General features: G+C 69.7%; 21 protein-coding genes. 5 read left to right on the top strand and 16 right to left on the bottom strand.

All coding sequences use genetic code 11. The annotated features are described in order from the left end of the window. Nucleotides 1-344 (bottom strand): 1-deoxy-D-xylulose-5-phosphate synthase N-terminal domain-containing protein (locus tag ACFDTH_RS10390; protein ID WP_375287453.1); only part of this gene is annotated, 344 nt, incomplete at its 3' end. Between the two features lie 99 nt (nucleotides 345-443). Between ACFDTH_RS10390 and ACFDTH_RS10385 the strand changes: the two genes are divergently transcribed. Beyond that, complete coding sequence (locus ACFDTH_RS10385; protein ID WP_375287452.1) at nucleotides 444-1235, top strand: class I SAM-dependent methyltransferase; 792 nt, start codon at nucleotides 444-446, stop codon at nucleotides 1233-1235. A 151-nt stretch (nucleotides 1236-1386) separates the two neighbouring features. Here the strand turns inward: ACFDTH_RS10385 and phaR are convergent, their stop codons facing one another. Then, nucleotides 1387-1947 carry a polyhydroxyalkanoate synthesis repressor PhaR gene (phaR, locus tag ACFDTH_RS10380; protein ID WP_375287451.1) on the bottom strand — a complete coding sequence of 187 codons (561 nt, stop codon included), beginning with the start codon at nucleotides 1945-1947 and terminating at the stop codon, nucleotides 1387-1389. Between the two features lie 95 nt (nucleotides 1948-2042). Here phaR and ACFDTH_RS10375 point away from each other — a divergent pair, with 95 nt between their 5' ends. After that, nucleotides 2043-3020 carry an alpha/beta fold hydrolase gene (locus ACFDTH_RS10375; RefSeq protein WP_375287454.1) on the top strand — a complete coding sequence of 326 codons (978 nt, stop codon included), beginning with the start codon at nucleotides 2043-2045 and terminating at the stop codon, nucleotides 3018-3020. Nucleotides 3021-3079: 59 nt separating this feature from the next. Here the strand turns inward: ACFDTH_RS10375 and alr are convergent, their stop codons facing one another. The 13 genes from alr to ACFDTH_RS10310 all read right to left on the bottom strand — a co-directional run bounded on the left by alr (nucleotide 3080) and on the right by ACFDTH_RS10310 (nucleotide 19154). Next, nucleotides 3080-4111: an alanine racemase gene (gene alr / locus ACFDTH_RS10370; protein ID WP_375287450.1), complete on the bottom strand. Its 1032-nt coding sequence runs from the start codon at nucleotides 4109-4111 to the stop codon at nucleotides 3080-3082. 31 nt (nucleotides 4112-4142) lie between these two features. Then, entirely contained in the window at nucleotides 4143-5720 is a 1578-nt protein-coding gene (locus ACFDTH_RS10365; protein ID WP_375287449.1) for an MFS transporter, read from the bottom strand. Between the two features lie 82 nt (nucleotides 5721-5802). Further along, nucleotides 5803-7299, bottom strand: coding sequence for an acetyl-CoA acetyltransferase (locus tag ACFDTH_RS10360; protein ID WP_375287448.1), 1497 nt, complete (start codon nucleotides 7297-7299; stop codon nucleotides 5803-5805). Next, on the bottom strand, nucleotides 7299-8099 hold the full coding sequence (locus tag ACFDTH_RS10355; protein ID WP_375287447.1) for a crotonase/enoyl-CoA hydratase family protein: 801 nt from the start codon (nucleotides 8097-8099) through the stop codon (nucleotides 7299-7301). Before ACFDTH_RS10355 ends, ACFDTH_RS10360 begins: the two co-directional genes overlap by 1 nt. Nucleotides 8100-8111: 12 nt before the next feature. Beyond that, the gene (locus ACFDTH_RS10350; RefSeq protein ID WP_375287446.1) at nucleotides 8112-10367 is read right to left on the bottom strand and encodes a CoA transferase; all 2256 of its coding nucleotides are present in this window, start codon (nucleotides 10365-10367) and stop codon (nucleotides 8112-8114) included. Then, the gene (locus ACFDTH_RS10345) at nucleotides 10364-11476 is read right to left on the bottom strand and encodes a hypothetical protein (RefSeq protein WP_375287445.1); all 1113 of its coding nucleotides are present in this window, start codon (nucleotides 11474-11476) and stop codon (nucleotides 10364-10366) included. Before ACFDTH_RS10345 ends, ACFDTH_RS10350 begins: the two co-directional genes overlap by 4 nt. A gap of 104 nt (nucleotides 11477-11580) precedes the next feature. Continuing rightward, a complete protein-coding gene (locus tag ACFDTH_RS10340; RefSeq protein WP_375287444.1) occupies nucleotides 11581-12867 on the bottom strand; it encodes a glycosidase in 1287 nt (428 codons plus the stop codon). A gap of 76 nt (nucleotides 12868-12943) precedes the next feature. Continuing rightward, nucleotides 12944-14704: an amidohydrolase family protein gene (locus ACFDTH_RS10335; RefSeq protein WP_375287443.1), complete on the bottom strand. Its 1761-nt coding sequence runs from the start codon at nucleotides 14702-14704 to the stop codon at nucleotides 12944-12946. Between the two features lie 184 nt (nucleotides 14705-14888). Continuing rightward, a complete protein-coding gene (locus ACFDTH_RS10330; RefSeq protein WP_375287442.1) occupies nucleotides 14889-15209 on the bottom strand; it encodes a cytochrome C nitrite reductase in 321 nt (106 codons plus the stop codon). After that, a complete protein-coding gene (locus tag ACFDTH_RS10325) occupies nucleotides 15206-16411 on the bottom strand; it encodes a molybdopterin-dependent oxidoreductase (RefSeq protein WP_375287441.1) in 1206 nt (401 codons plus the stop codon). Before ACFDTH_RS10325 ends, ACFDTH_RS10330 begins: the two co-directional genes overlap by 4 nt. 33 nt (nucleotides 16412-16444) lie before the next feature. Beyond that, nucleotides 16445-17029, bottom strand: coding sequence for an NADPH-dependent FMN reductase (locus ACFDTH_RS10320; protein WP_375287440.1), 585 nt, complete (start codon nucleotides 17027-17029; stop codon nucleotides 16445-16447). 155 nt (nucleotides 17030-17184) lie between these two features. After that, nucleotides 17185-18249, bottom strand: a complete 1065-nt coding sequence (locus ACFDTH_RS10315; protein ID WP_375287439.1) for an LLM class flavin-dependent oxidoreductase — start codon at nucleotides 18247-18249, stop codon at nucleotides 17185-17187. Further along, a complete protein-coding gene (locus tag ACFDTH_RS10310) occupies nucleotides 18246-19154 on the bottom strand; it encodes an aldo/keto reductase family oxidoreductase (RefSeq protein ID WP_375287438.1) in 909 nt (302 codons plus the stop codon). The genes ACFDTH_RS10315 and ACFDTH_RS10310 overlap by 4 nt, the downstream gene beginning before the upstream one ends. A 26-nt stretch (nucleotides 19155-19180) precedes the next feature. Between ACFDTH_RS10310 and ACFDTH_RS10305 the strand changes: the two genes are divergently transcribed. Continuing rightward, the gene (locus ACFDTH_RS10305) at nucleotides 19181-20269 is read left to right on the top strand and encodes a Gfo/Idh/MocA family protein (RefSeq protein ID WP_375287437.1); all 1089 of its coding nucleotides are present in this window, start codon (nucleotides 19181-19183) and stop codon (nucleotides 20267-20269) included. A 57-nt stretch (nucleotides 20270-20326) separates the two neighbouring features. After that, the gene (locus tag ACFDTH_RS10300) at nucleotides 20327-22675 is read left to right on the top strand and encodes a TonB-dependent receptor (protein WP_375287436.1); all 2349 of its coding nucleotides are present in this window, start codon (nucleotides 20327-20329) and stop codon (nucleotides 22673-22675) included. 50 nt (nucleotides 22676-22725) lie between these two features. Here ACFDTH_RS10300 and ACFDTH_RS10295 read toward each other — a convergent pair whose 3' ends face one another. Then, nucleotides 22726-23346: a hypothetical protein gene (locus ACFDTH_RS10295; protein WP_375287435.1), complete on the bottom strand. Its 621-nt coding sequence runs from the start codon at nucleotides 23344-23346 to the stop codon at nucleotides 22726-22728. Nucleotides 23347-23515: 169 nt separating this feature from the next. On the opposite strand from ACFDTH_RS10295, the gene ACFDTH_RS10290 reads away from it, so the two are divergent. Next, the coding region (locus ACFDTH_RS10290) for a TonB-dependent receptor plug domain-containing protein (RefSeq protein WP_375287434.1) at nucleotides 23516-24926 on the top strand (1411 nt) is incomplete at its 3' end.

Here is a 24926-nt window from a genome sequence, read left to right as displayed (position 1 = left end):
GGGTCGTATTCGCTCTCGCTCCGCTTGGTGAAGCCGGACAGCCCGCCGCCCTGGCGCAAAGTGCGGATCCGGTCGCGCCGGCCGGTCAGCACCTTATGCGGATAGCATTGGTGGCCGACGTCCCAGATCAGTTTGTCGCGCGGCGTGTCGAACACATAATGGATCGCGACGGTGAGCTCGACCACGCCCAGCCCCGAGCCGAGGTGCCCGCCGGTGGTGCCGACCGCGCTGATCACCTCCTGGCGCAGCTCGTCGGCAAGCTGGCCGAGTTGATCGGGCGCGAGCCTGCGCAGGTCTTCGGGGAGCGCGACCGTATCGAGGAGCGGAGTCAGGGGCTTGCTCATCGTCCCTAACTAGTCCCCTGCCACCGCGAAGCAAGCCGCCGTGCTTGCGTGGCCAATCGCGTGCGCGCATGGTCCGCCCCAAACCTGACGGAGAGAATCATGCGTGCTGCTTTTGCCCTCGCCGCCTGCCTCGTCACCACCGCCGCGGCGGTTGCCGCGACCAGCCCCTCCGCCGAGCTCCAGCAGGCGATCGGCGCCAAGACGCGCAGCCCCGCCAACGTCCAGCGCGACGCCTGGCGGCATCCCGCCGCGACGCTGATGTTCTTCGGGGTGAAGCCGACCGACACGGTGGTCGAGCTGATCCCGGGCGGCGGCTGGTACACCGAGATCCTGGCGCCCTATCTGGCGAAGCGCGGCACCTATTATGCCGCCGGCGGCTGGGACAAGGGGCTGAACGGGGTCAAGGCGCTCCAGGCCAAGGATGCCGCGACCTATGGCAAGGTGAAGCTCGCCGCCTTCCCCGCCGCGCCTGGCCAGCCGGGCGTTCCGGACGGCAGCGCGGACGTGGTGCTCACCTTCCGCAACGTCCACAACGTGAAGATGGGCGGCGCGGCCAATGCGGAGAAGGCGTTCGCGGCGATATTCCGCATGCTCAAGCCCGGCGGCACCCTGGGCGTGGTGGACCACCGCCTGCCCGAAGTGCGCGACGCCGCGGCGGAGGACAAGAGCGGCTATCTTAAGGAATCGACCGTGATCGCGCTGGCCGAGAAGGCCGGGTTCAAGCTGGCGGGCCGGTCCGAGGTCAACGCCAACCCGCGCGATACTGCCGACTGGCCCGAGGGGGTGTGGACGCTGCCACCCTCGCTGCGGCTGGGCGATGCCGACCGCGCGAAATATATCGCGATCGGCGAGAGCGACCGGATGACGCTGAAGTTCGTGAAGGGGCGGTAACACCTTGCCCCTCTCCCCTTTGGGGAGAGGGTGGCCTCGCCGAAGGCGAGGGCGGGAGAGGGGAAGTGCGACTCACCGTCCGTGTTCACCTTCCCCTCTCCCTCGCCGCTTCGCGGCTTTCCCTCTCCCCAGAGGGGAGAGGGTCAGGAAGTCACCCCAATTTCTCCACCTTCTCGTGCAGCTTGGCCAGTTCCGCCTTGAGCGCGGCGATCTCGTCGTCCTTGCCGCGCTCCTCGGCGTTGGGCGTTACCGCGGCGGACTTGGCGGCGGTCTCGAAGGCGCGGGTGGCGGCGTCGAACATCTCCATGTTGCGCTTGGCGATCTCCGCAAAGGGCGAGTTGGCGAAGGCGCCCTCCACCGCGGATTTGAACTGCGCCTGGTTGCGGCGGAAGCTGTCCATCGATGCCTCCAGATAGCCCGGCACCATCGCCTGCATCGAATCGCCGTACATCGAGATCAGCTGGCGCAGGAAACTGACCGGCAGCATCGGCTGCGCGCCGCGGCCTTCCTCCTCCATGATGATTTGCGTCAGAACATTGTGGGTGATGTCCTCGTCCGTCTTGGCATCGACCACCTTGAAGTCGCGGCCCTCGCGCGTCATCGCGGCGAGATGATCGAGCGTGATGTAGGACGACGACTCGGTGTTGTAGAGTCGCCGGTTGGCGTATTTCTTGATGATGACCGTGCCGACCCCGGCATTCTGTTTTTTCACGGGCCCCTCCGTTGACAAACGCTCTTTTGACGCAGCGTAACCCAGGCGATGACGCGCCGCAACATGGCCCGCGCCCGCTGCCGCTGTTCCTTGAGATGCTGCGCAGCGAGACCGCAGCAGAGCCCGAGCGGATGGCACGCGCGCTCGCCGGGCTGCGTCGCTACCAGCAGGCGCCGCGCCCCCGCCCCGTGCGGCCGATGCCAGCGCGCTTCCGCAAGGGCCGCGCGCGGCTGCGCGACTATGGCGGCGAGGGCCCGGTGGTGGTGTTCGTGCCCTCGCTGATCAACCCGCCGCGCGTGCTGGACCTGACCGCGGAAACCTCGCTGATCCGCTGGGTGCGCGCGCAAGGCTTCCGTTGCTGGCTGCTCGACTGGGGCGAGCCGCGGCCGGCCGATCGCGCGCTGGACGTGACGCGGCATGTGGCCGAGCGGCTGGTGCCGCTGCTGGCGAAGTTGCCCGAGCCGCCGCTGCTAGTCGGCTATTGCCTGGGCGGGACGATGGCCTGGGCGGCGGCGGCGATCGCGCCGGTCGCGGGCGTGGCGACGATCGCGGCGCCCTGGCATTTCGCCGACTATCCGGAGCGGGAGGCGATCGCCGAGCTGTGGCGCGCGGCGCAGCCGGCGTGCGACGCGCTGGGGCTGGTGCCGATGGAAGTGTTTCAGGCGGGGTTCTGGCGGCTCGACCCGGGCCGGACGATCGCCAAATACGAGGCGCTGGCGGAGGCGGACGACGCGGCGGTCGCCTCGTTCCTGGCGCTGGAGGACTGGGCGAACGGCGGTGCGCCGCTGACCTATGCGGCGGGGGCGGAGCTGTTCGAGGGACTGATCGCCGCAGACCGCACCGGGCGGGGCGAATGGCGCGTCGGCGGGCGGGGGATCGATCCGCGGGCGCTGTCCTGCCCGGCGGTGGAATTCGTCTCGCTGAGCGACCGGATCGTGCCCGCAGCGAGCGCGGCGGGGCTGGCCGATCGGCGTGATCTGAGGGCAGGGCATGTCGGCATGGTGACGGGGCGCGAGCGGATGGCGCTGTGGGAGCCGCTGGGGGAATGGCTGAAGAGCGTCGCGAGAGGGTGAAACAACCGCACCTCCCCGGCGAACGCCGGGGAGGCGATCAAACATTAGTTGGCCAAGCTCTACCGCCACACCCGGTCGAAACGCGCGCCCATGCCGGTGAGCAGCTCGTACTGCGACACCCCGCTCGCCGCCGCCGCCTCGGGCAGGGCATAGTCGAGCGACAGCCAGTCGCCCTCCCCCACGTCGCCGCCGCACTCCACCGCCAGCAGGTCCATCGACACACGCCCCAGCACCGGGCAGGCGTGATCGCCCGCAAAGGCGCGGCCGAGCCCGGAGAAGGCGCGCCGATAGCCGTCGGCATAGCCGATGTTGAGGATCGCCACCTCGGTGTCGGCGGGCGCGGTCCAGGTGGCGTTGTAGCCGACCGTCTCGCCGGCGGGCACGCGGCGGCGCTGGAGCACCTGCGCCTGCGGCGTCGCGACCTGGCGGATCGCGCCAAGCTCCGCGCGCGGCACGCCGCCGTAGAGCGCCAGGCCGGGGCGAGTGAGGTCGAAGTGATAATCGGCGCCCAGCGCGATGCCGGCGGAGTTGCACAGGCTCATCCGGCGCGCGCCGGTGCGTCCCGCGAGCGCGGCGAAGGCGTCGCGCTGGCGCGCGTTCATCGCTCGTCCTTGGCCGCTGTCCTCGTCGGCGCAGGCGAGATGGCTCATCAAAGTCTCGACCTGGAGCCCGTCGGTGACGCCCGCGGCGACTTCGGCGGGTGAGAGGCCGAGGCGATTCATGCCGGTGTCGACCATCACGTCGCACGCGCCGCCCACCTCGCGCCAGCGGCGCACCTGCTCGCGCGTGCTCAGCACGGGGCGGGCGTTGCGCAGGCCGGCGAGCGGCAGGTCCTGTGCGCGGATGCCGTGGAGCACCGACAGGGTGGCGCCGGTGTCGGCCAGCGCGCGCGCCTCGCGCCAGGTGGCGACGAAGAAGTCGCGGCAGCCCGCGGCCTGGAGCCGCGTCACCACCTCGCGCGCGCCCAGGCCATAAGCGTCCGCCTTCACCGCCGCCCCGCACGCCGCGGCGCCGCTCATCTGATCAAGCAGGCGCCAGTTGTGGACGAGGGCGGCGGAACTGAGCGAAAGACGGCAGGCGGAGGGGATCATCGCTGCGCGGTAACGGCAAAGCGCCGGCTTGTCAGCGCGGGCGCGTCTCCCTGAGGCCCCAGACGGTGACCAGCAGCGCCATCAGGGTGACGCCCCAGGTGTACCAGAGCCCGGAATAGGGATCGCCGGTCTTGGCGACGATATACTGGCTGATGAACGGCAGGAACCCGCCGAAATAGCCGGTGCCCAGGTGATAGGGGATCGACAGCGAGGAATAGCGTATCTCGGGCGGGAACATCTCCGAAAGCAAGGCCGCGACCGGGCCATAGGTGATGCCCGACAGGCCGGTGATCGCAAGGATGCCGAGCAGGATGATCAGGATGTCGCGCGCGGCGGGCCGCACTGGCGTGAGGTCATAGCCCGCCGCCATGAGCGCGACGTCGAGGCCTGCGGGCGAAGTATCCGCCACGAGGCGCCCGCCGATGGTGACAGTGACATCGGGCGCGGCGGCCTTGGTGTAGGCGATGCCCTTCTTCGATAACTGGTCGAGGATCTGCGCGCAGCTGTCGGTCTGCTTGGTGGCGAAGGGCGAATAGGCGCAGGTCGGGCCGCGCACCATCACCGGCGCCGCCCGCGCCGCCTGCGCCAGGCCCGGATTGGCCGCGCCGCCGATCAGCCAGAAGATCGGGAACAGGAACACGAGAGTCAGCACATAGCCGGCGACGATCGGCGGCTTGCGTCCCACCTTGTCGCTGACATGGCCGAACAGCAGGAACCAGCCGACGCCGATCAGCGCGCCGAAGCCGGCGATCATCTGCGCGGTCGTCTCCTCGACGCGCATCGTGGTCTGGAGGAACGAGAGGACCGAGAACATCGAGGTGTACCAGATCACCGTCAGCCCCGCCGCGATGCCGAACAATGCGACCAGCATCCTCTTGAGGTTGCCGGGATAGGTGAAGCTGGCGACGACCGGGTTCTTCACGATCTCGCCCTCGGCGCGCATCGCCTTGAACACCGGGCTTTCGGACAGCTTCAGCCGCATCCAGAGCGAGATGGCGAGCAGCACCACCGAGAAGAGGAAGGGCACGCGCCAGCCCCATTCCGCCCATGTGTCAGCGGGCATCAGCGCCTTCACCCCCAGCACCACCGCGAGGCTGAGGATGAAGCCGCCGGCAACGCCCGCCTGGATGAAGCTGGTGTAGAAGCCTGCGCGCCCCGGCGGCGAATGCTCGGCGACATAGACCGCCGCGCCGCCATATTCCCCGCCGAGCGCCAGCCCCTGCGCGATGCGCAGCAGCAGCACCAGGATCGGCGCGGCGAAGCCGATCGCCGCGGCGGACGGGACCAGGCCAACGCCCGCGGTGGCGACGCCCATCAGCGTGATGGTGACAAGGAAGGTGTATTTGCGCCCCAGCCGGTCGCCGAGATAGCCGAACAAGGCCGCGCCCAAGGGGCGGAAGCCGAAGCCGACCGCGAACCCCGCCCAGGCGAGCAGGGCCTGCACCACCTCGTTCCCCGCCGGAAAGAACGCCCGCCCGATGATGCCCGAGGCGGCGAGCGTGCCGTAGATGAAGAAATCATACCATTCGAACACGGTGCCCAGCGCCGAGGCGGTGATCACGAGGCGGATCTCGCCGGCGCTCGGCTCGGCGGTGGGTTCGGTGATCATGACCTCTCCTGTTTGGCGGAGAGTGTAGCGGGTGGGAGGACGCGGTCCAGCATCCTTGACCCTCTCCCCGGAGGGGAGTGGGTCAGCAAGTCCGCCAGACGCTCAGCTCGCCCTCGCGAACCACATCGCCCGCCGTCCCCACCGGCTCGGCCGCCCCATCGGTGAGGAACGCGATCGTCGCCGCATCCTCCACCTTCGCCAGCGTCCGCGCGCCCTCGGGGGTGCGCGCCACCACCACGCCGTCGCGCGGCGCGCCGTCGCGGGCGTAGAAGACGGTGTAGCTCTCGATCTCCGCCGGCCCGGCATAGTCCTTCAGCAGTTCGGGCACCGGCCCGCGCGCGGCATCCGCCAGCGCCTGGCAATCATGGTCGTGCGGCGCGCCCGTGCCGGGGAGCGGCGCGGTCGAGAGGACGATCGCATGATTGTGCGTCGCGAAGCCGCCGTTGGCGAACAGCAGACCGCGGCGCCCTTCCCCGGCCCGCAGCGCATCGACCATCTCGGCGGTGGCATGGCCCATGTAATTGCCGATCGGCCCGCCGCCGAAGGTGAGCCCCCCGAACACGGTCGCCGGCTTCTCCACCGGCCAGCCGATCACCCGCCGCGCCATCTTGGGGACGCAGGGGAAGCAGGAATAGAGTTCGACGAGGTCGAGGTCGTTGGCGATGACCTGGTTGAACGCCAGCGCCTGTTCCAGGCACACCCGCATGCTCGGCGAGGCGTCGTAGCGGTCGCGGGCCAGGAAGTCGTCGTGCTCGTGCGCACTGGCGCCCCGGCCGACATAGATGATCCGCCCTTCCGGCACACCGCGGCGACGCGCCTCCGCCAGGCTGGTGACGATCGCCGCCGCCCCCTGGTTGACGCTGGAGTTCGCGACCATCAGCTTGGTGTAGGGAAAGGCGATCGGGCGGTTCTCCGCGGTCGCCTCGACGATTTCTTCCGGCGAACGGGCGCGGTGGATCCAGGCGGCGGGCGTCCGCGCGGCGATCTCGCTGAAGCGCGACCAGATTTCGCCGGATTCGCGCTGCCCCTCCGCCAGCGTCTGGCCATAGGCGGCGCGGCCGGCATTCTCGTAGAGCGGATAGACATCGACCGGCGTGGTCAGGCCGTAGCGCTGGCGATAGCCGGGCGCGCGGCCCTCGACGAGCTTGCGCAGCGGGTTCTGGTCGGCGACCGAGCCCTTCGCCTTGAGCGCGGCGCGCTGGCTGGCGGTGCGCAGCGCCTCCCCGCCGGTGACCGCCGCGACCTTCACCTCGCCGCGCGCGATCCGGTTGGCCGCCTCGTCGAGCAGCAGGATCGGGCTGTCGCCGTTGGGGCCGACCGACTCATAGACGACGCCATCGCCCAGCCCGAGCTGCGCGGCGAGCTTCGGCGCGACCGGATTGTCCTGCCGGAAGCTGATCTGCTGGACGATGCCAAGCGAACCGAGATCGGCCAACCAGCCGCCGCCCGCATCCTTCTCCGCCTCCTCCAGCGCCGCCCGCATCAGCCCGATCGCGTCGAGCCCCTGCGCGGGATCGGCGGGGCGGTCGCTGACCTGGCCCACGCCGACGATGACGGCGACCCGCTCCGGATCGGCCATCAGCGCGCCTTCCACGCCGGCGCGCGCTTCTCGGCGAACGCCTTGGGCCCTTCGCGGGAATCCTCGCTGGTGAAGACCACGCGCGTTTCCTCTCGGTTCTGCGCCCACGCCGCCTCCTCGCGCGCGACCTTGCCGCCCGAGATTCCCTGCGCCATCCGCTTCGACGCCTGCACCGACAGCGGCGCGTTGACCGCGATCCGCTCGGCGAGCGCGAAGGCGGTGTCGAGCAGCTTGTCGCGCGGGGCTACTGCATTGATCAGCCCGAGTTCCAGCGCGCGCTGCGCATCGATCGGATCGCCGGTGAGGATCATCTCCATCGCGATCTTCTTGGGCAATTGCTCGGGCAGGCGGAACACGCCGCCGGCGGCGGCGAACAGACCACGTTTAGGCTCGGGCAGACCGAACTTGGCGTCCTCCACCGCGACGGCCAGGTCGCAGGCCAGCGTGATCTCCAGCCCACCCCCCAGCGCCATCCCATTCACCGCCGCGATCACCGGCTTCGAGACGGCGTGGCTGACGATGCCGGCGAACCCCCAGGCCGCCTTCTCCTTGTCATCCGGCGCAAGGCTCTCGCCGCGGCTCAACGCAACGAGATCGGCGCCCGCGCAGAAGCTCTTGTCGCCCGCGCCGGTGACGATGACGACGCGGATCTCCGGGTCCTCGTCGGCGGCATGGAGCGCGTCACCGACTCCCTCGTGGACGAAACGGTTCACGGCGTTGCGCGCCTCCGGCCGGTTGATCGTCACCAGCATCACATTGCCGCGCGTTTCGACCGTCACCGCCTCATTGCCGAGTTGCATAAACCCTCTCCCTCAAGCTGCCTGTTCAATGATCCTGCGGTCCGCCAGCGCCTGCGCGGCGGCGGCGTCCATGCCCAGCCAGTCGCGCAGCACCGCGATGCTGTGCTCGCCGATGCGCGGCGCGGGCGCCTGTCCGGGCGCGGGCATGCGCTCGCTGCGGGTCGGCGCACCCTCGACGGTGAAGGGATCGGCGAGCAGGGGGTGCGTCGCCTCGCGGAACAGGCCGCGCGCGCGATACTGCGGCAGCTCCGGCATTTCGATGACGCGGACCATCCAGCCGGCGGGCATGCCCGCCTGCTGGATCGCGGCGGCGGCGTCGGCGGGCGGGTGCCGCGCGATCCAGACCGCGACCGCATCGTGATCGCTGTCGCCGCACAGCGCCGCCAGCTGCTCCCGATCATCGGCGTCGCGCACGGTGACCACGCACCATTCGTCGTCGCCAGCCGCTGGGAGCAGCCAGTCCTCCGCGGGATCGGCCGGCACGACCGGATGGCCCCGCGCCTCTGCCGCCAGCGCGGCGACCTCGGCGGCCATGTGGCCGATCATCACTTCGGCCTGGGACACGCTGGCGCTGCCCCCCTCCCCCTTGCGCATCCGCCGGATCAGCAGCGCCAGCGCGCCGCACGCACCGATCCGCGCGGCGACGTGATCGGGATAGACAGTGATGAAATCGGAAAAGCCCTCGGGCTCGCCCGGATAGACCCAGCACTTGGCCAGCCCGGTAGAGCAGCGCACCAGTGGGCCATAGCCGAGCCGCTTCGACCAGGGGCCGGTCGGCCCGAAGGCGGAGCTGTCGACAGTGATCAGCCGCGGGTTGGCGGCGCGCAGCGTGTCGCGGTCGAGGCCAAGCGCGGCGAGCGTGCCGGGCTTAAAATTCGACAGCAGCACGTCCGCCTCGCGCACCAGGTCGAGAAACAGCGCGTGCCCCTCGCTCGAGCGCAGGTCGATCGACAGGCCGCGCTTGTTGCGATGGCCCGCGGCGAAGGTGAGCGACACGGGCGCGTCGTCGCGCGACTGGCGCTGGCCGTCGGGGAAGGCGCCATTCTCGATCTTGACCACCTCTGCGCCAAGGTCCGCGAGCAGCCGCCCGGTCTCGCCGCCGACGACGATCACGCCCATGTCCAGCACCTTGATGCCGGCGAGCGGGCGATCGGCAGCGGGAGGCGGTGCGAAGGCGGCGCGCGGCGCCTCGAAGCGCGCGGGGCCAGGCACCGGCACGCCGCCACGGATGCCGGCACGCGTGCTGTCAATCTCGATCGTGCCGTTGGGAAAAGGCAGCGACACGCCGGCTGCGATCTCCACCTCGGCGAAGGCGCCACGCGCGGTCATCTGCGGGGTATGCGGCGCTTCGGCGAGGTCGAGCAGCGCAGCCACGGGCACGCCATGCGCCTCGCCCTCGGCCTCGATCTGCGCGCGAGTGCGGTCCGCGAAGAAGCGGGTGATCGCCGGGATCAGGTCGGGCGAGCGGAAGCGCGTCTGGAGCTTCTCCCACTCCGGCCCGGCGAACTCGGGCGGCTCGCCCATCCAGGCGAACATGCCCCGCCATTGTCGCGGCGCAAGAATGCACAGGCGGACAAAGCCGTCGGCGCACGGGATGATCGGATAGCGGGCCCGCTCGTCGGGGCGTCCGCGCGGCATCTTCCAGAAGGGCACGCCCGATTGCGCGCTGCCCGACAGGCCAAAGCCGGGGTCGAGCGCCTGCATCCCCGCCTCCAGAAGCGACACGTCGAGCCGGTCACCCTCGCCGGTGCGCAGGACGCGAATGTAGGCGGCGAGCGTTAGCCAGGCGATCTGCGCCGCCGCGGTCTCATAGGTGAGGCGGCCCGGCGGCAGCAGCGGCGGGCGGTCGGGCAGGCCCGAGCGCGACAGGCCGCCGGTGAGCGCGTGGAGCACCGCGTCGCTCGCCTGCCACGACGCCCAGGGACCCTCCGCGCCGAAGTCCGAGATGGAGACGACCAGCAGCGCGGGGTTGAGGGCGCGGACGGATGGGATGTCCCATCCGCCCGCTTCCAGCAGGATGTCGGCGTCGCGCACCAGCGCCTCGAACGCGGACTGATCCTCGATCACCACCGCGCGCTTGCCGAGATTGGCGGCGGCAAAGGATAGCGACACGCCCGCGACCTTCGTGCCCTCATGCCGGTCAGCGGCCTCGGGCGGCTCGGCCCGGATCACCTCCGCACCAAGCTCGCCCAGGAAGCGCCCGATGGCGCCGAGCACGCCCGGCACGCAATCGAACACGCGCACGCCGGTGAGCGGCAGGTCGCTCATGCCGGATCAAGCACCCCGGTGAAGCCGGACGGCGCGTGCGGGCCCATCACCAGTTGCTCCAGCACCCCCTTGCCGCGCCGCACGCTGCCGTCCGGCCCGGTCATGGTGACGCCCACCGATGCCTGGATGTGGAGGTGGTGCGGCTGCATGGGGTCGAGCTCGGCCGGGGTGAAGTCCTCGCGCTCCACCGTCAGCGCCTCGCCGTGGCTGCGGCCGTGGCCCCATTTCGGGTGGCCGTAGCCCAGGCCGAGCATCATGAAGGTCTGGCCGACCTCGAAGGTGACCCGCGTGTCGCCGGTCTCATTGCGCAGCGTCAACTCGGCGGATTGCGCGTGGCGGCTGCCGGGTTTCCAGCCGATGCGGTAATCGGCATGATCATAATGCTGCTCGTCGTCGATTCCGCCGCCGAGCGGGCGGAAGGCGGCGCGGCGGTTCCAAAAACGGCCGTGCGCGTCGTCGTTGGTATGGGCGTAAAGGTCGCCGTCCTCCATCGCGCACGGGCTCCACAGCCAGAAGAATTGCGGCGCGATCGGTGGGCTGGGCGGCTGCGCGTCGGGCGCGCCGATCGGGCGAATGCCCCAGGAGCGGTCGCGGGTGCCGTGCCAGCCGGTCACGTCGGTGCGGGTGCCGTCCACCTCAACCCAGCCGGCATAGCTGCCGTTCTGGGTCATGCGCGTCACGTCCATCAGTACGCGCGGGCCGTTGCGCCGGGTGAAGCGCGGCTCTTCCAGCGGGAAGGCGCGCCCGGTGAAGGTGATGTCGGCGCGGATGCCCTCGTCCGGCGCGTCGATGGTGATGCGCAGCGATTGGAGCGGTTCGATCACCTCGATGCGGATGGGGCCAACCTGCGTGTCCATCCGCTCCATGCCGAGGCCGCGGCTGGCGTGGAGGTTCACCTGGCGGCCGTTCATCAGCCAGCAGAAGCTGGCGTCGATGACGTTGATGTGCGGATAGACGCCCAGCGCGACCGCGAGAAAGCCATCGTCGCCCACGTCCGGTGCATAGCCGTTGAAAAAGAACCGATCGTAGAAGTTGCGGTCGGTGCCGGCATAGGCGACCGGCTCCGGCGTCTGGTGGATCGGATAGTCGTCGCCCCTGGTCAGGACCATCACCGCTCTCCCGCTCGCGGTCTGTCGCCGCGGCGCATGGGTGGACCAGCGCAGGGGCGCGAGTCAACGACAAGATAACAGAAGTTATGCCAGCCGGCGTATCGTCAGGCCTCGACCATCGCCGAGAGGAGGTCATCGACGCTGCCGGTCGCGAAGGCGGTATATTCGTCGCCGATCGCATAGGGCAGCAGGATGCGGCGCCCGTGGATCAGCGCGCCGCAGCTGTACGTCACGTTGGGGACATAGCCGCCGCGCTGCTCGGCGCTGGGGAACAGCAGGGGAGACGGCGTGCGCAGCAACACCTTCGAGGGGTCTGCCTTGTCGAGCAGGCAGGCGCCGATGCAATAGCCGCGGACCAGCCCGACCCCATGGGTGAAGACCAGCCAGCCCTCGTCGATCTCGTGCGGCGAGCCGCAATTGCCCATCTGCACGAATTCCCACGGGTATTTGGGCCCGAGGATCCTCGTACCGGTCTCCCAGCGGCTGAGATCGTCCGATCGGAGCAGCCAGATGTTCTCATTGTCCTGCCGGCCGAGCATCACGAAGTCGCCATCGACGCGGCGGGGGAACAGGGCCATGCCCTTATAGGCCGCCATGGCACCTTCCAGCGCCCGCATCTCGAAATTGCGAAGGTCGATCCCGCGCAGCATTTCCGCGCGCGCGTGCGTGCCGTCGAACGCGGTGTAGGTGCCGATGATGCTTTCGGTGCCGTCGTCATCGGTGAAATTGACGAGCCGCAGATCCTCGACGCCCTGACGCTGGCTGGGCAGGACGGGGAAGATCACGGTTTCCGAGACGTCCTGCGCGTCGCCGCATTCGAGCTGAACCCAGCCGTCGCGATCGCGGCTGACCCGCGGGGGCACGCCGCTGGGGTTCGGCGCCTCGACCGAAACATCGTCCTTGCCGTCCCACCACCCGATCCGCAGCGTCACGGAAGAGATGTGCCCCTCCCCGATCCCGCGGAGCGAGAGCAAGAAGGGGAGTTTGCCGTCCCGCGGCTCGGGATCGTTGATCCGGACGATGCTCGGGTTGAACAACGCCGCGGACTCGAACGCATATTCCTGGCTGAAATACGCGCCGATCAGGACATGGTCGCAATCGTCGAGGTCGCCGGTCTCGCCGATCTCGTCCTTGATCTCCTCGAACCGGCGGCGGAAGATCTGGTCGGCGTTGCGATGGCGCTCGCCCATCGGCCTTTCGATCATCCGGAGGATGTGGTGGCGATAGTCGCGGTCGAGGGCCAGATACCGCTGCACCACCGCCTGCGCGCGCGGCGCGCGCCCTTCCTTGAAGGCGTCCGGATAGTCGAAGCCGAACGGGCGGATCACCGTACGCGAGGGATCGGGCTTGAGCTCGAGATCAAGCGTGGTGAAAACGTCCGCTGCTTCCATGAACCTGTCCTTCGCTGCCCTGTGGCGATAGGGCGAAGAACGCGGCGCGCTTGATCTAGGTTCGTGACGAAGTGCGTCAGGCGGCGGCGCGCAGCGCCGGCGCGCCGCGGGCGCCGCGCAGCAGACGGCCGGGCAGTGCGCCGCTGGGCTCGCCGTCGCGATAGGTCACCTCGCCCGCGACGATGGTGGCGGTATAGCCGTGCGCGCGCTGCATCAGCCGTCGGCCGCCCGCGGGCAGGTCATGGACGATCTCGGGCGCGAGCAGGGTCAGCCGGTCATAGTCGATGACGTTCAAGTCCGCGCGCAGGCCCACCGCGATGCGACCGCGATCGCCGAGGCCGACCAGTGCGGCAGTGTCGGCGCACTGCTGCTTCACCACGAAGGGCAGCGGCAGCTTCGGCCCGCGGGTGCGATCGCGCGTCCAGTGGGTGAGCAGGGAGGTCGGGAAGCTGCCGTCGCAGATCATGCCGACATGGGCGCCGCCGTCGGACAGGCCGGGCACGGTGTCGCGGTGCGAGAGCATCTCGTGCGACGCGGCCAGTGAGCCATAGCCGTAGCTGAGGAACGGCAGGTAGAGGATGCCCTGCCCGCCATCCGACAGCAGGTGATCGAGCGCCACCGCCTTGGGATCGCGGCCCTGCGCCTCCGCGAGCGCAGCGACGGTGCGGTCCTGCGTCGGCTCATAGTCCGGGCTCTCGGCGCCGAGCGGGTACATGCCCGCCCAGGCGGTCAGGCTGGCGCTGGCGAAGGGATCGGCGGGGCTGGGCGCCTCGGCGAACAGCCCCGCCTGGAACGCAGGGTCGCGCATCGCCACCACCCGCTCGGCGAGCCGCAGCTGCGCGATCGCTTTATAGGCGGCGTGCGCGCTGAACGGGTTGAGCGTAAGGTCCAACCCGAAGAGCACGCCGACCGCGCGGGGGCTGACCTGCGCCTTCATCGGCAGGCCGGCATCCACCGCCGCCTCCAGCGCACCGAGGATAAGCCGGAACGAGTCGGGTGCCTGGTGGCTCTGCGCGAGGCTGAACGAGAGCGGCCGGCCGCTCCGCTCGACAATGCGGCGGAACATCGCGAACTCGGCCTCGGGATCGGGGTGGAAGTCGCTGACGAACTGGAGCACGCCCGCGCCCTGTCCGCCGTTCGCTTCGGCCAACGCCACGGCGATGCCGGTCAACTCGTCCTCCTCGGCGGTGAGCGTCGGCGTCGGCTCTCCCGCCTTGGTCTTGTGGTTCAAGGTGCGGCTGGTCGAGAAGCCCAGCGCTCCCGCCTCGACCGCCTCGCGGGCAATCCGCGCCATCGCGGCGATGTCATCGGGCGTGGCGGGCTCACGCGCCACCCCGCGCTCGCGCATGACTTGGACGCGCAGCGCGGCGTGGGGCAGCTGAGTGCCGATGTCGACATCGAAGCGGCGCTGATCGAGCGCGTCGAGATAGTCGGGGAAGCTCTGCCAGTTCCACGGCAGGCCGGCGGTGAGAACGGGATAGGGCAGGTCCTCCACCCCCTCCATCAGATACACCAGCCGGTCGCGATCCTCGGGCCGGCACGGCGCGAAGCCGACGCCGCAATTCCCCTGCACCACCGTGGTGACGCCGTGCCACGACGAGGGCTGCATCCGCGCGTCCCAGGTCGCTTGCCCGTCATAATGGGTGTGGACGTCGACAAAGCCGGGCGTGACGATCTGGCCGCGTGCGTCGATCTCCTCCGCGCCATGGCCGGCAACCCGCCCGACCCCGACGATCGCGCCGCCAGCGACCGCGACATCGCCCTCGAACGGTTCGCCGCCGCTACCGTCGACGATCGTGCCGCCACGGATCACGAGGTCATAGGCTGCCTGGGGCATCGCGCGCTCTCCTGCCTGTATTTTGGCAAGAGGGTGCGCCCGGGTGGGAGCTAAGTCAAATGCTTTACCGTCACCCCGGCCTTGTGCCGGGGCCCACCGAGCGGCAAGCGCAAACGATGAATGTCGGGCCGCAACGCTCGGCGAAACGTGGACCCCCGCACAAGGCGGGGGTGACGGTTGGAAGCTAACCGCCCTGCATCTCCACCAGCGCCGCCACCAGCGCGCCGTCCTCACCCGGCGGGATCGGCGCCTTGTACGCCTCGCGCATCTTCTTCACCGTCGCGGCCCATTGCTCGGCGGACAGCTTCGGCTGCTGGCGGATCATCTCCACCGAGTGGCAGGCGGTGCAGGTGTTGGTGACCAGCTCGCCCGCAGGCGTGGCGGGCAGCGTCGCGGTGTCGGCGGGCAAGGTCATCGACACCACCGGGTCCGCCGCATTGCCCGCGGGCTCCGGCTCGGCCGAACAGGCGGCGAGCGCCAGCGCGAGGCCCAGCGCACGCTTCATGCCGCGCGGATCGCGATGGAGGGGCATGGCGCGTACATATAGCCGCCCGGGTTCCAGATCGGCGCCATCGCCTGGCTGTCCCCGTCCGCATTGGTGCACCGCGCCCAAAGCCGATAGCCGCCGCGCTTCAGGCCGGGGATGGTCGCCTCCCACAGGCGGAAGCCGTACTTGCCCTGATCCTGGCCGAGCGTCGCGCGGTGCCAGGAGCGGCCGGCGTCCATCGACAGGTCGACCCGCGCCACCGCGTTCGCGCCGCCCATCGCCAGCCCGCGGATGTAGAAGGGCGAGTCCGCCGCCACCGTCGCGCCATCCGCCAGCAGGGTGATGAAGGCGCGCGGCACCATGCGGTTGATCGGCACCTTGGCAAAGTCGTGCGTGCCCGGCGCGATGCCCGCATCCGGGGTGGCGGGGATCTGATAGGCCTTGGCCATCCAATAGCCGTCGTCGGGGCCGGTCAGCACTTCGATGTGGTCGAGCGCCTTGATCCAATAGGTCGAATACCAGCCGGGGACCACGAGGCGCATCGGGAGGCCGTTGAGCAAGGGCAGCGGTTCGCCGTTCATGTGGGTGGCGATCATCACCTCGCCGTCGCGCGCATGGTCGAGCGACAGCGCCTTGGCGAAAGGCGGCGCGCCCGGCGGTGGCCGATCGAGCCCGGCGAAGCGCACCGCCACCGCTTGCGGCAGCACGCCGGCGAGGTCGAGCACGTCGCGCAGCCGCACGCCCTCCCACCGGGCATTGCCGATCGCGCCGTCACCCCATTGCGCGCCGGGCACGCGGGGGCTGAACAGCCCGCGCGAATTGCCCGAACACTGGTTCACCGCCGCGATCGCGAAGCGCGGCAGCCGGGCGAACCGCTCCAGCGAGATCGCCAGCGGCCGCCGTACCGCGCCGCCGACGCGCAGGCGGAAGCTGCGCGTGTCCACCCGCGTGGGGATGTCGTCATAATGCCAGCGGACGAAGAAACGGTCGTTGGGCGTGAACACCTGCCCGTCCATCGCCGCGATCGGCGTTTCCAGCAGCGGCGCGCGGACGCGCTGCAGGATCATCTCACCCTTGCCCGGAAAGGCGGTGGTGGTCTCGCGCGCGCCATTGGCGAAGGGCAGTTCAATCCCCGCGGCGAGCACACCGCTGGCGAGGCCGGTGCCGCCGAGGCCGAGCAGGGCGAGCGTGTCGCGGCGGGAGATCGGAGCCATGTTCATCTCCTACTCAAGGAGTGGGAGTTTGCGCAAGGCTCAGGCCTGCCCCGCCAGCGGCGCGAAGCGGGCGACCTGGCGGCCGACCATGCGGAGCTGCTCCACCACCGCCGGGTCGCTGGCGCCGCCCTCATCGTCGAACTTGGTGATCTGGGTGTTGATCGCCGCGGCAAAGGGCGTCGGCCAACCGCGCAGCGCGTGGACGATCGAGCGGAGCGCGGCGATGGTGCTGCCGGTCGCCTGCCAGCCATAAGCGGTGGCGATCAGCCCGACCGGCATGTCGGCGAGGTACACGCGCGCGTCGTCGCGCGCGGTCTCTTCCAGCAGGTCGAGCGCGTTCTTGACCACGCCGGAGATGCTGCCGTGATAGCCGGGCGAGGCGATGATCAGCGCGGACGCGGCGCGCACGGTGTCGACGAACTCGCGCTCCTCGGGCGTGCGCGTCGCCGCCTTGGGATCGTAGAGCGGCAGCCGCGCCATGTCCGCGCCGCCGAACATGCGGGTGCGAAAGCCCTGCGCGCAGGCGGCGTCCAGCGCGATCCGCAACGCCCGCTCAGTGGAGGAGACGCCGCCGATGGTGCCGCCGATGCCGACGACGAGGGGCTGGGTGTCGGTTTCAGGCATGAGTTCGGTTCGCCTCGTTGCAGTGCGATAAAGGCGATGTACCGTGCACCATCCGCCCTTCGACTTCGCTCAGGGCTAACGGAGAAGGGGGAGATCCCCAACCCCGTTCGTGCTGAGCGAAGTCGAAGCACATGCGGCGTGCTGCCCTGTTCGCCTCACCGCTCCAGCGGCGCGTGGTCGATCCGCGGGAGGACATGGCGGGCGAACAGGTCCGCCTCCGCCGCGTGCGGATAGCCCGAGAGGATGAACGCCTCGATCCCCATCTCGCGGTACATCGCCAGCTTGGCGAGCACCTGGTCGGGATCGCCGACGATCGCCGCGCCCGCGCCCGAGCGCGCCCGACCGACGCCGGTCCAGAGGTTCTCCTCGGCATAGCCATCGTCTGAGGCATTCTCGCGCAGCGCGGCCTGGGCGGCGACGCCGGCGCTGGTCGAATCGAGCGACTTGGCGCGGATCGCCGCGCCCTGCTCGGCATCCAGCTTGGACAGCAGCCGGTCGGCATAGGTGCGCGCCTCGGCCTCGGTGTCGCGGACAATCACGTGCGCGCGATAGCCGTAGCGGAGCGTGCGGCCGTATTTGGCGGCGCGGGCGTCCATGTCGGCAATGATCGCCGCGACGTTCTCGCGCTTGTCGGGCCACATCAGGAACACGTCGCACGCCTTGGCGGCGGCCTCGCGCGCGTCCTCGGACAGGCCGCCGAAATAGAGGAGCGGCGCCTTGCCGCTCACCGTCTTCACCCGCGGCGGATCGATGTCGAGGTTCCAGAACTCGCCCTGATGGCTGAGGTGCTCGCCGTTCAACAGGGTCTTGAGGATCTGCATCGCTTCCACGGTGCGCGCATAGCGCGGCGCGCTCGGCAATTTCTCACCGGGCATGTCGGAGGAGATGATGTTCACCTTCAATCGCCCGCCCGCCATACGGTCGATCGTGGCGATCTGGCGGGCGAGCTGGGCGGGCCAGCTTTCGCCGATGCGCACCGCCATCAGCAGGTGGATCGCCTTGGTCCAGGTTGCGATCGCCGCGCCAAAGGCGGTGGTGTCGATGCCCAACTCATAGCCGGAGGGGAGCAGGATATTGTCGAACCCGCCGGTCTCCGCCTGCATCACGATGTCGCGGCAATGCTCCCAGCTGGACTTGAGCCTGGGATCGGGGACGCCGAGGAACTCGTAGTCGTCGTCGCACAGCGCCGAGAACCAAGCGATCTCGCAGGGCTTGCTCACGGCAGCCTCTCCCCCCGCGACGCGACCAGCACGTCATACCAGTCCTGCCGCGTCCAGGTGATCCTGAAGGCATCGGCCAGCTCGGTGATGCGGCCGACATTCTGGGTGCCGACGATCGGGATCACGCGTGCGGGATGCGCCATGATCCAGCTGTAGGTGGCGGCGGTGCGCGACACGCCCGCCTTCTCGGCGATCTTGTCGAGCGCGGCGGCGACCGCTTCCTCGCGCGCGCTGCCCGGCTGCGCGATGCGCCCGCCGCCCAGCGGCGACCAAGCGAGCGTGGCGATGTCCTCGGCCATCGCCAGGTCGAACAGCCCGTTGGTCATCGGCTCGGTGAACAAGGGCGAGAATTCGGGCTGCTGGCTGGCGAGCGGGATCGAGAGATGGTCGATCAGCGCCTGGGTCTGGTCGAGCGTGTAGTTGGACACGCCGATCGCGCGGACCTTGCCGCTCGACACCATCTCCTCAAGCGTCCGCGCCACCTCCTGCGGGTGGGTCAGGATGTCGGGCCGGTGGATCTGGTAGAGATCGACCCGGTCGGTACGCAGGCGGCGCAGCGAATCCTCCAGCGCCTGCATCAGGTAGCCGCGACTCGAATCGTACGGCACCGGCGGAGTGATGCCGCCCTTGCTGGCGAGCACCATGCGGTCGCGCAGGCCCGGCGAACCCGCGAAGATCTCGCCCAGCAGCAACTCGGCATCGCCGAAGCCCCCGCTGCCGTCGAAGCCGTAGATATCGGCGGTGTCGAACAAAGTTACGCCGGCGTCGAACGCGGCCTCCACCAGCGCCTGCCCCTCGGCGGCGGACACGCCGGCAAAGCGCCACATGCCCCAGGCGATTGGAGAGACGGCGATTCCGCTCTTGCCGAGCGGCCTCGAATCGGGCGATAGAATGATCTCAGACATCGTTGTCATACATAAGGACAGATCGCGTGGGAGAGCAAGTCCGTTACGGCCTGGTCGGCACCGGGATGATGGGGGTGGAGCACCTCAACAACCTGGCGGTGACTCCGGGCGCGGTGGTGACCGCGATCGCCGATCCGGTGGAAAGGTCGCTCGGCTGGGCGCGCAAGGCGCTGGGCGACAAGGCGGAGGGCGTGCAGGCGTTCGACTCGTCCGCCGCGCTGGCCAGGAGCGGCCTGGTCGATGCGGTGATCGTCGCCAGCCCGAACTACACCCACCGCGACGTGCTGGTGCCTTTGTTCGGCGAGGGTCTGGCGATCCTGTGCGAGAAGCCGCTGGCGACGACCGTGGAGGATGCGCGCTGGGTGGTCGAGCAGGCCGAGGCGAGCGAGCGCCCGTTCTGGACCGCGATGGAATATCGCTACATGCCGCCGGCCGAGGCGTTCATCCGCGAGGTCCAGGCCGGCAAGGTCGGCCGCCTCCAGATGCTCTCGATCCGCGAGCACCGCTTCCCCTTCCTGGAGAAGGTGGGCGACTGGAACCGCTTCAGCCGCAACACCGGCGGCACGATGGTGGAGAAATGCTGCCACTTCTTCGACCTGATGCGGCTGATCGTCGGCGCCGAAGCGACCCGCGTCTATTGCTCGGGCGCGATGGACGTGAACCACCTCGACGAACTCTACGACGGCCAGACGCCCGACATCATCGACAACAGCTACACCACCGTGGACTTCGCCAATGGCGTGCGCGCGATGCTGGACCTGTCGATGTTCGCGGAAGGCGCGGAGAACCAGGAGGAGATCACCGCGGTCGGCAGCGACGCACGGCTCGACGTGCTGATCCCCGAAGGCTCGCTGGTCTTCTCGCCGCGGGTCGGCTTCATGAACCCGAAGCAGGTCGAGCGCCGCCACGTCCACACCGACGAGACCGCGCTCAAGGCCGGCAGCCATCACGGCTCCACCTTCTACGAGCACCAGAAGTTCAACGCGGCGGTGCGCGGCCAGGGTGCGGTGGAGGTCACCGCACGCGACGGCATGATGGCGGTGGCGATCGGCGCCGCGGCGGAGATCAGCGCGCGCGAGAAGCGCGTCGTGGAGATGGTCGAACTGGGTTTCTGACAACGCTCGACAGGTTTATAAAAGCCCATTAGAAAAGTGGGGATTGGGAGGATCATCATGAAGACGCTTCTGCTTGCCGGTGCGGCCGCCGCCGCGCTCCTGTCGGCGCCCGTGGCGGCGCAGCAAAACGCCAACGTGCCGCCCTCACCCGACACTGCCGGGCCGGCGGATGCGACCACCCAGGCCGAGGATGTCGCTGCGGTCAGCGACACGCCCGGCGACATCATCGTCACCGCGCAGAAGCGCTCGGAGCGGCTCCAGGACGTGCCGATCGCCGTCTCGGTGATCTCGGGCGACGCGATCGCCGCCAAGGGCGCGGTGAACCTGGAGGGCGCGCAATATCTCGTCCCCACGCTCAACTTCCGCAAATCGGGCACCTCGATCAATCAGTCTTTGTTCCTTCGCGGCGTCGGCACCTCGACCTTCTCGATCGCGGGCGAGCCGTCGATCTCCACCGTGGTCGACGGCGTGGTCTATAGCCGCGCCGGCGAGGCGTTCAGCGACCTGGTAGACATCGACCGGCTCGAAGTGCTGCGCGGGCCGCAGGGCACGTTGTTCGGCAAGAACACCAGCGCAGGCGTGATCAACATCACCTCCAAGCGCCCCGGCGACACCTTCGGCGGCTATGTCGACGGCGGCTTCTTCTTCGACAACGGCAACGAATACCGCATCCGCGGCGCGCTGGATCTGCCGCTCGCCGAGGGAATCGCCGCGCGCGTCACCGGCTTCTACGGCCAGTATGACGGCAACATCCGCAACGTCACCCGCAATCGCCGGGTCAACGGCTACGAGCACTACGGCGTGCGCGGCATGCTGGTGCTAGAGCCGACGCCCGACCTGACCGTCACCATCATCGGCGACTGGCGCAAGTCCGACGACGATTGCTGCGGCGAGGTGATCGGCACCGGCCCGATCAACACCACCACCGGCGCGCCGGCCACCAGCCTCGCCTTCGCCGCTTTGCCTACTCCGCGCGGCGACGAAACCCGCCGCCTTGCCCAGGACATGATCACGCGCACGCTCGAGGAAAGCTGGGGCGGCTCGTTCCAGGCGGACTGGACGCTCGGCACCCAGACCGTGACCTACATCGCCAGCTATCGCGAATATGACAACACCGAGATCCGCGACGGCGATTTCCTGCCCGCCGCCTATGTCGGCTTCAACCAGCTCCACGATGTCGGGCCGCAGACCAGCGACACCTTCACCCAGGAGCTGCGGCTGACCAGCCCGTCTGACCAGTTCTTCTCCTACGTCCTCGGCGCCTTCTACTCGCGCGCCTACACGCAGCGGACCTTCACCCGCAACGACATCGTCTGCACATCGCCGGTGACGCTGACGACGCTTACGCCCTGCACCACGCCCGGCCTCACCGTCACCCAGCCCACCGGGACGGCGGTGTTCGGATCGACCTTCAAGAACCTCGCCTTCTTCGGCCAGGGCACGCTAAACTTCACCGACCGCTTCCGCGGCATCGTGGGGCTACGCTACACCACCGACCAGCTCGACGTGTTCCATCGCCGCGTCACCGCGCTGGCGGGGCCGGGCATCAGCCCCAGCTTCGGCCCGTTCCAGGGCAAGACGACAAACGACAATTGGTCGGGACGCGCCGGCCTCCAGTACGATGTCGTACCGCAGTCGACCGCCTACGCCACCTATTCGCGCGGCTACAAGGGTCCGGCGTTCAACGTCTTCTACAACCTGTCCGCCACCGGCACCAACGTGATCGAGCCGGAGACCGCGGACAGCTACGAGATCGGCCTCAAGAACACCCTGTTCGGCGGCAAGCTCGTCATCAATCTCGCAGCCTATTATGCGAAATACTATAACTATCAGGCGAACAATCCGGACGAGGTGGCAGGCGTACTCGTCACCCGCTTTACCAACGCGGGCGACATCTCCACCCGTGGCGGCGAGTTGGACCTGCTGTTCCAGCCCAGCCGCGACCTCACCTTCTCAGGAGGGCTCGCCTATACCGACGCCCACATCGACCAGTTCAAGGTGCCGACCAATGGCGTCGTCACCGGTGTCGTCCCCTCGGGCACGCAGCTCGGCTATGCGCCCAAGTGGAAGGGCTCGCTGGGTGCGGACTGGCGCTGGCGCACCGGCGGCGCGATCGACGTCCAGCTCGGCGCGCAGGGTTCGTACCAGTCGAGCCAGCTGTCGCAGCTCGATGCCAACCCGGTGATCCGCCGCTATGCGACCATGGACGGCTATGGGCTGGTGGACGTGTCCGCGGGCGTGATCGATGCGGACGACCGCTATCGGCTGACCTTCCAGGTCAAGAACCTGTTCGACCAGAGCTTCGCCGCCGCGATCACCAGCGGCGGGCCCGGCGGCAGCTTCCGCTACATCATCCCGCGCGAGGCGGATCGCTACTACGGCATCACGGGGCGGGTGAACTTCTGATCACCCGAGAGGGAGGGAGGCGCGAAGCGCCGGAAGGGTGAGGGTGACGCTCACTCCTCCAGCGCGCGCATGTCCACCTTGAGGGTCGGCGCGCGGGTGGTCGCGCGCACCGCCATCGCCGGTGCGGGCCGTGGCGCAGCCGCCGCCAGCGTCATGATCGGCCGCGCCGCCGCCGGCGCAGCAAAGGGCGCGTCGAGCACCTTGAGCTGCGTCTGCGCGAAGCTGCCGATCGCCTCGGGCGCGATCATCGGCAGGGCCGCCAGCGTCCGCTCCGCCTCGGCGCAGAAGGCGTCGCGCGCCTGCGCCTGCGAGAAGAAATTGTAGAGCCGCGTCATCGCGTCATCATAGGCGTCCTGCCAGTCGCCGCCGCGCGCGCGGTACTCCGCCGACAGCGCCTTCTGCGCCGCGGCGAGTGCCACCGTCCGGTCGCGCAGCATCGCATTGTAGCCCGCGATGATCGTCGCCTCGCTCGGCCCGCGGCACGCCAGCGCCGCGACGTTGAGCGCGACGCGGAAGTGCCACACCGTGGCGGAGGGCGTCAGGTTGCGGTTGATCGGCGACACCTGCGGCGGCGGCGGCGGCGCCAGCGCGATCGCCGGGGCGGGCGCGGGCTGCACCGCGATCGGCTCCTGGTGCGAACAGCCGGCCAGGATCAGCGCAAGCGCGGCCATGACGGGAAGCCGGGGGACTGGAAAACGCGGCACGAACATGAGCAACCTCGGTCGGGGGAAACCGAGAATGCTATCGGGTTTAGGTGGTTAACGTCGGGTTAGCCCTGACATCGGCTCGTCGCAGGAGATAAGGCTCCCCTCGGGCGGGCTCGCCGCCTACAGCCGCGGCATGCGCTATCTTGCCCCCCTCCTCCCGTTCGCCGCCCTGTTCGGCGCCTCTCCCGCGCTTTCGCAAACGGAGGTCGTGGTCACCGGTCGCGGGCTCGACGAGCGGCCCGGCGACGCCGCCTTCGACATCGTCACTATCGACGCGGACCGCATCCGCGCCAATGCCGCCGACCGGCTGGAGAGCGTGCTCGCCGATGTCGCCGGACTCCAACAGTTCCGCCGCTCGGATTCGCGCTCGGCCAATCCCACCAGCCAGGGCATTTCGCTGCGCGGCATCGGCGGCAATGCGTCGAGCCGCGCGCTGTTGGTGCTGGACGGGGTGCCGCAAACCGATCCGTTCGGCGGCTGGGTCGCCTTCCCGGCCTATGCCACCGACCGGCTCGGCCGCATCCGCGTGACCCGCGGCGGCGGCAGCGGTTACTTCGGGCCGGGCGCGCTGGCGGGAACGGTGGAGCTGGAGAGCGCGGCGCCGGCCGACCTGTCGCCGTTCGCCGGGCGCGTCGCTTATGGCAGCCGCGACGCGCTCGATGCGCAGGGTTCGGCGACGCTCACACGCGGCAGCGGCTTTGCCACCGTCTCGGGCGCCTATGCGCGCGGCGACGGCTTCGTCCCGATCGTGTCGGAAAGCCGCGGCGCCGCCGATCGTCCCGCCGCCTACGAGCAGGCCTCGGGCGCGGCGCGCGCGGTGCTCGGCCTCGGCGGCGATGTCGAGCTGCAAGGCAATGTCAGCGCCTTCACAGACCAGCGCGAGCGCGGCACCGCTTTCACCGCCAACCGCAGCGAGGGCGCCGACGCCAGCCTGCGCCTCGTCGGGCGCGGCGCCTGGGGCTTCTCCGCGCTCGCCTATGTCCAGACCCGCGCCTTCGCCACCAGCTTCGCCAGCGTCGATGCGGCGCGCACCGCCGCCACCCAGACGCTCGACCAGTACAACACCCCCGCTACCGGGCTTGGTGCCCGCGTCGAGCTGGTCCCGCCGGTCGGCGAAGGCCGCGACCTGCGCGTCGGCGCCGACATCCGCGCGGTGGAGGGGCGTACGCAGGAGCTCTACACCTTCGTCGCCGGCAGCCCCACCCGCCGCCGCGTCGCCGGCGGGGCGAGCACCACCACCGGCCTGTTCGCGGACGGCAGCGCGACGCTTGGCCAGGTCACCCTCACGCTCGGTGGCCGCGTCGACTGGTGGCGCATCTACGACGGCAGCCTGCGCGAAAACACCATTGCCACCGGCGCCTTCCTGACCAACGCCGCCTTCGCCGACCGCGACGGCACGGAGGCGACCGGCCGCGCCGGCCTCGCCTGGCAGCCTGCCGAGGCGGTGACGCTGCGCGCCGCCGCCTATCGCGGCTGGCGCCTGCCGACACTCAACGAGCTTTACCGCCCGTTCCGCGCCGGCACCGACGCCACCGCCAGATCGG

The organism is Sphingomonas sp. (assembly GCF_042096255.1).
Taxonomy (GTDB): Bacteria; Pseudomonadota; Alphaproteobacteria; order Sphingomonadales; family Sphingomonadaceae; genus Sphingomonas.
This window is presented reverse-complemented; position numbering and strand designations above follow the sequence as displayed.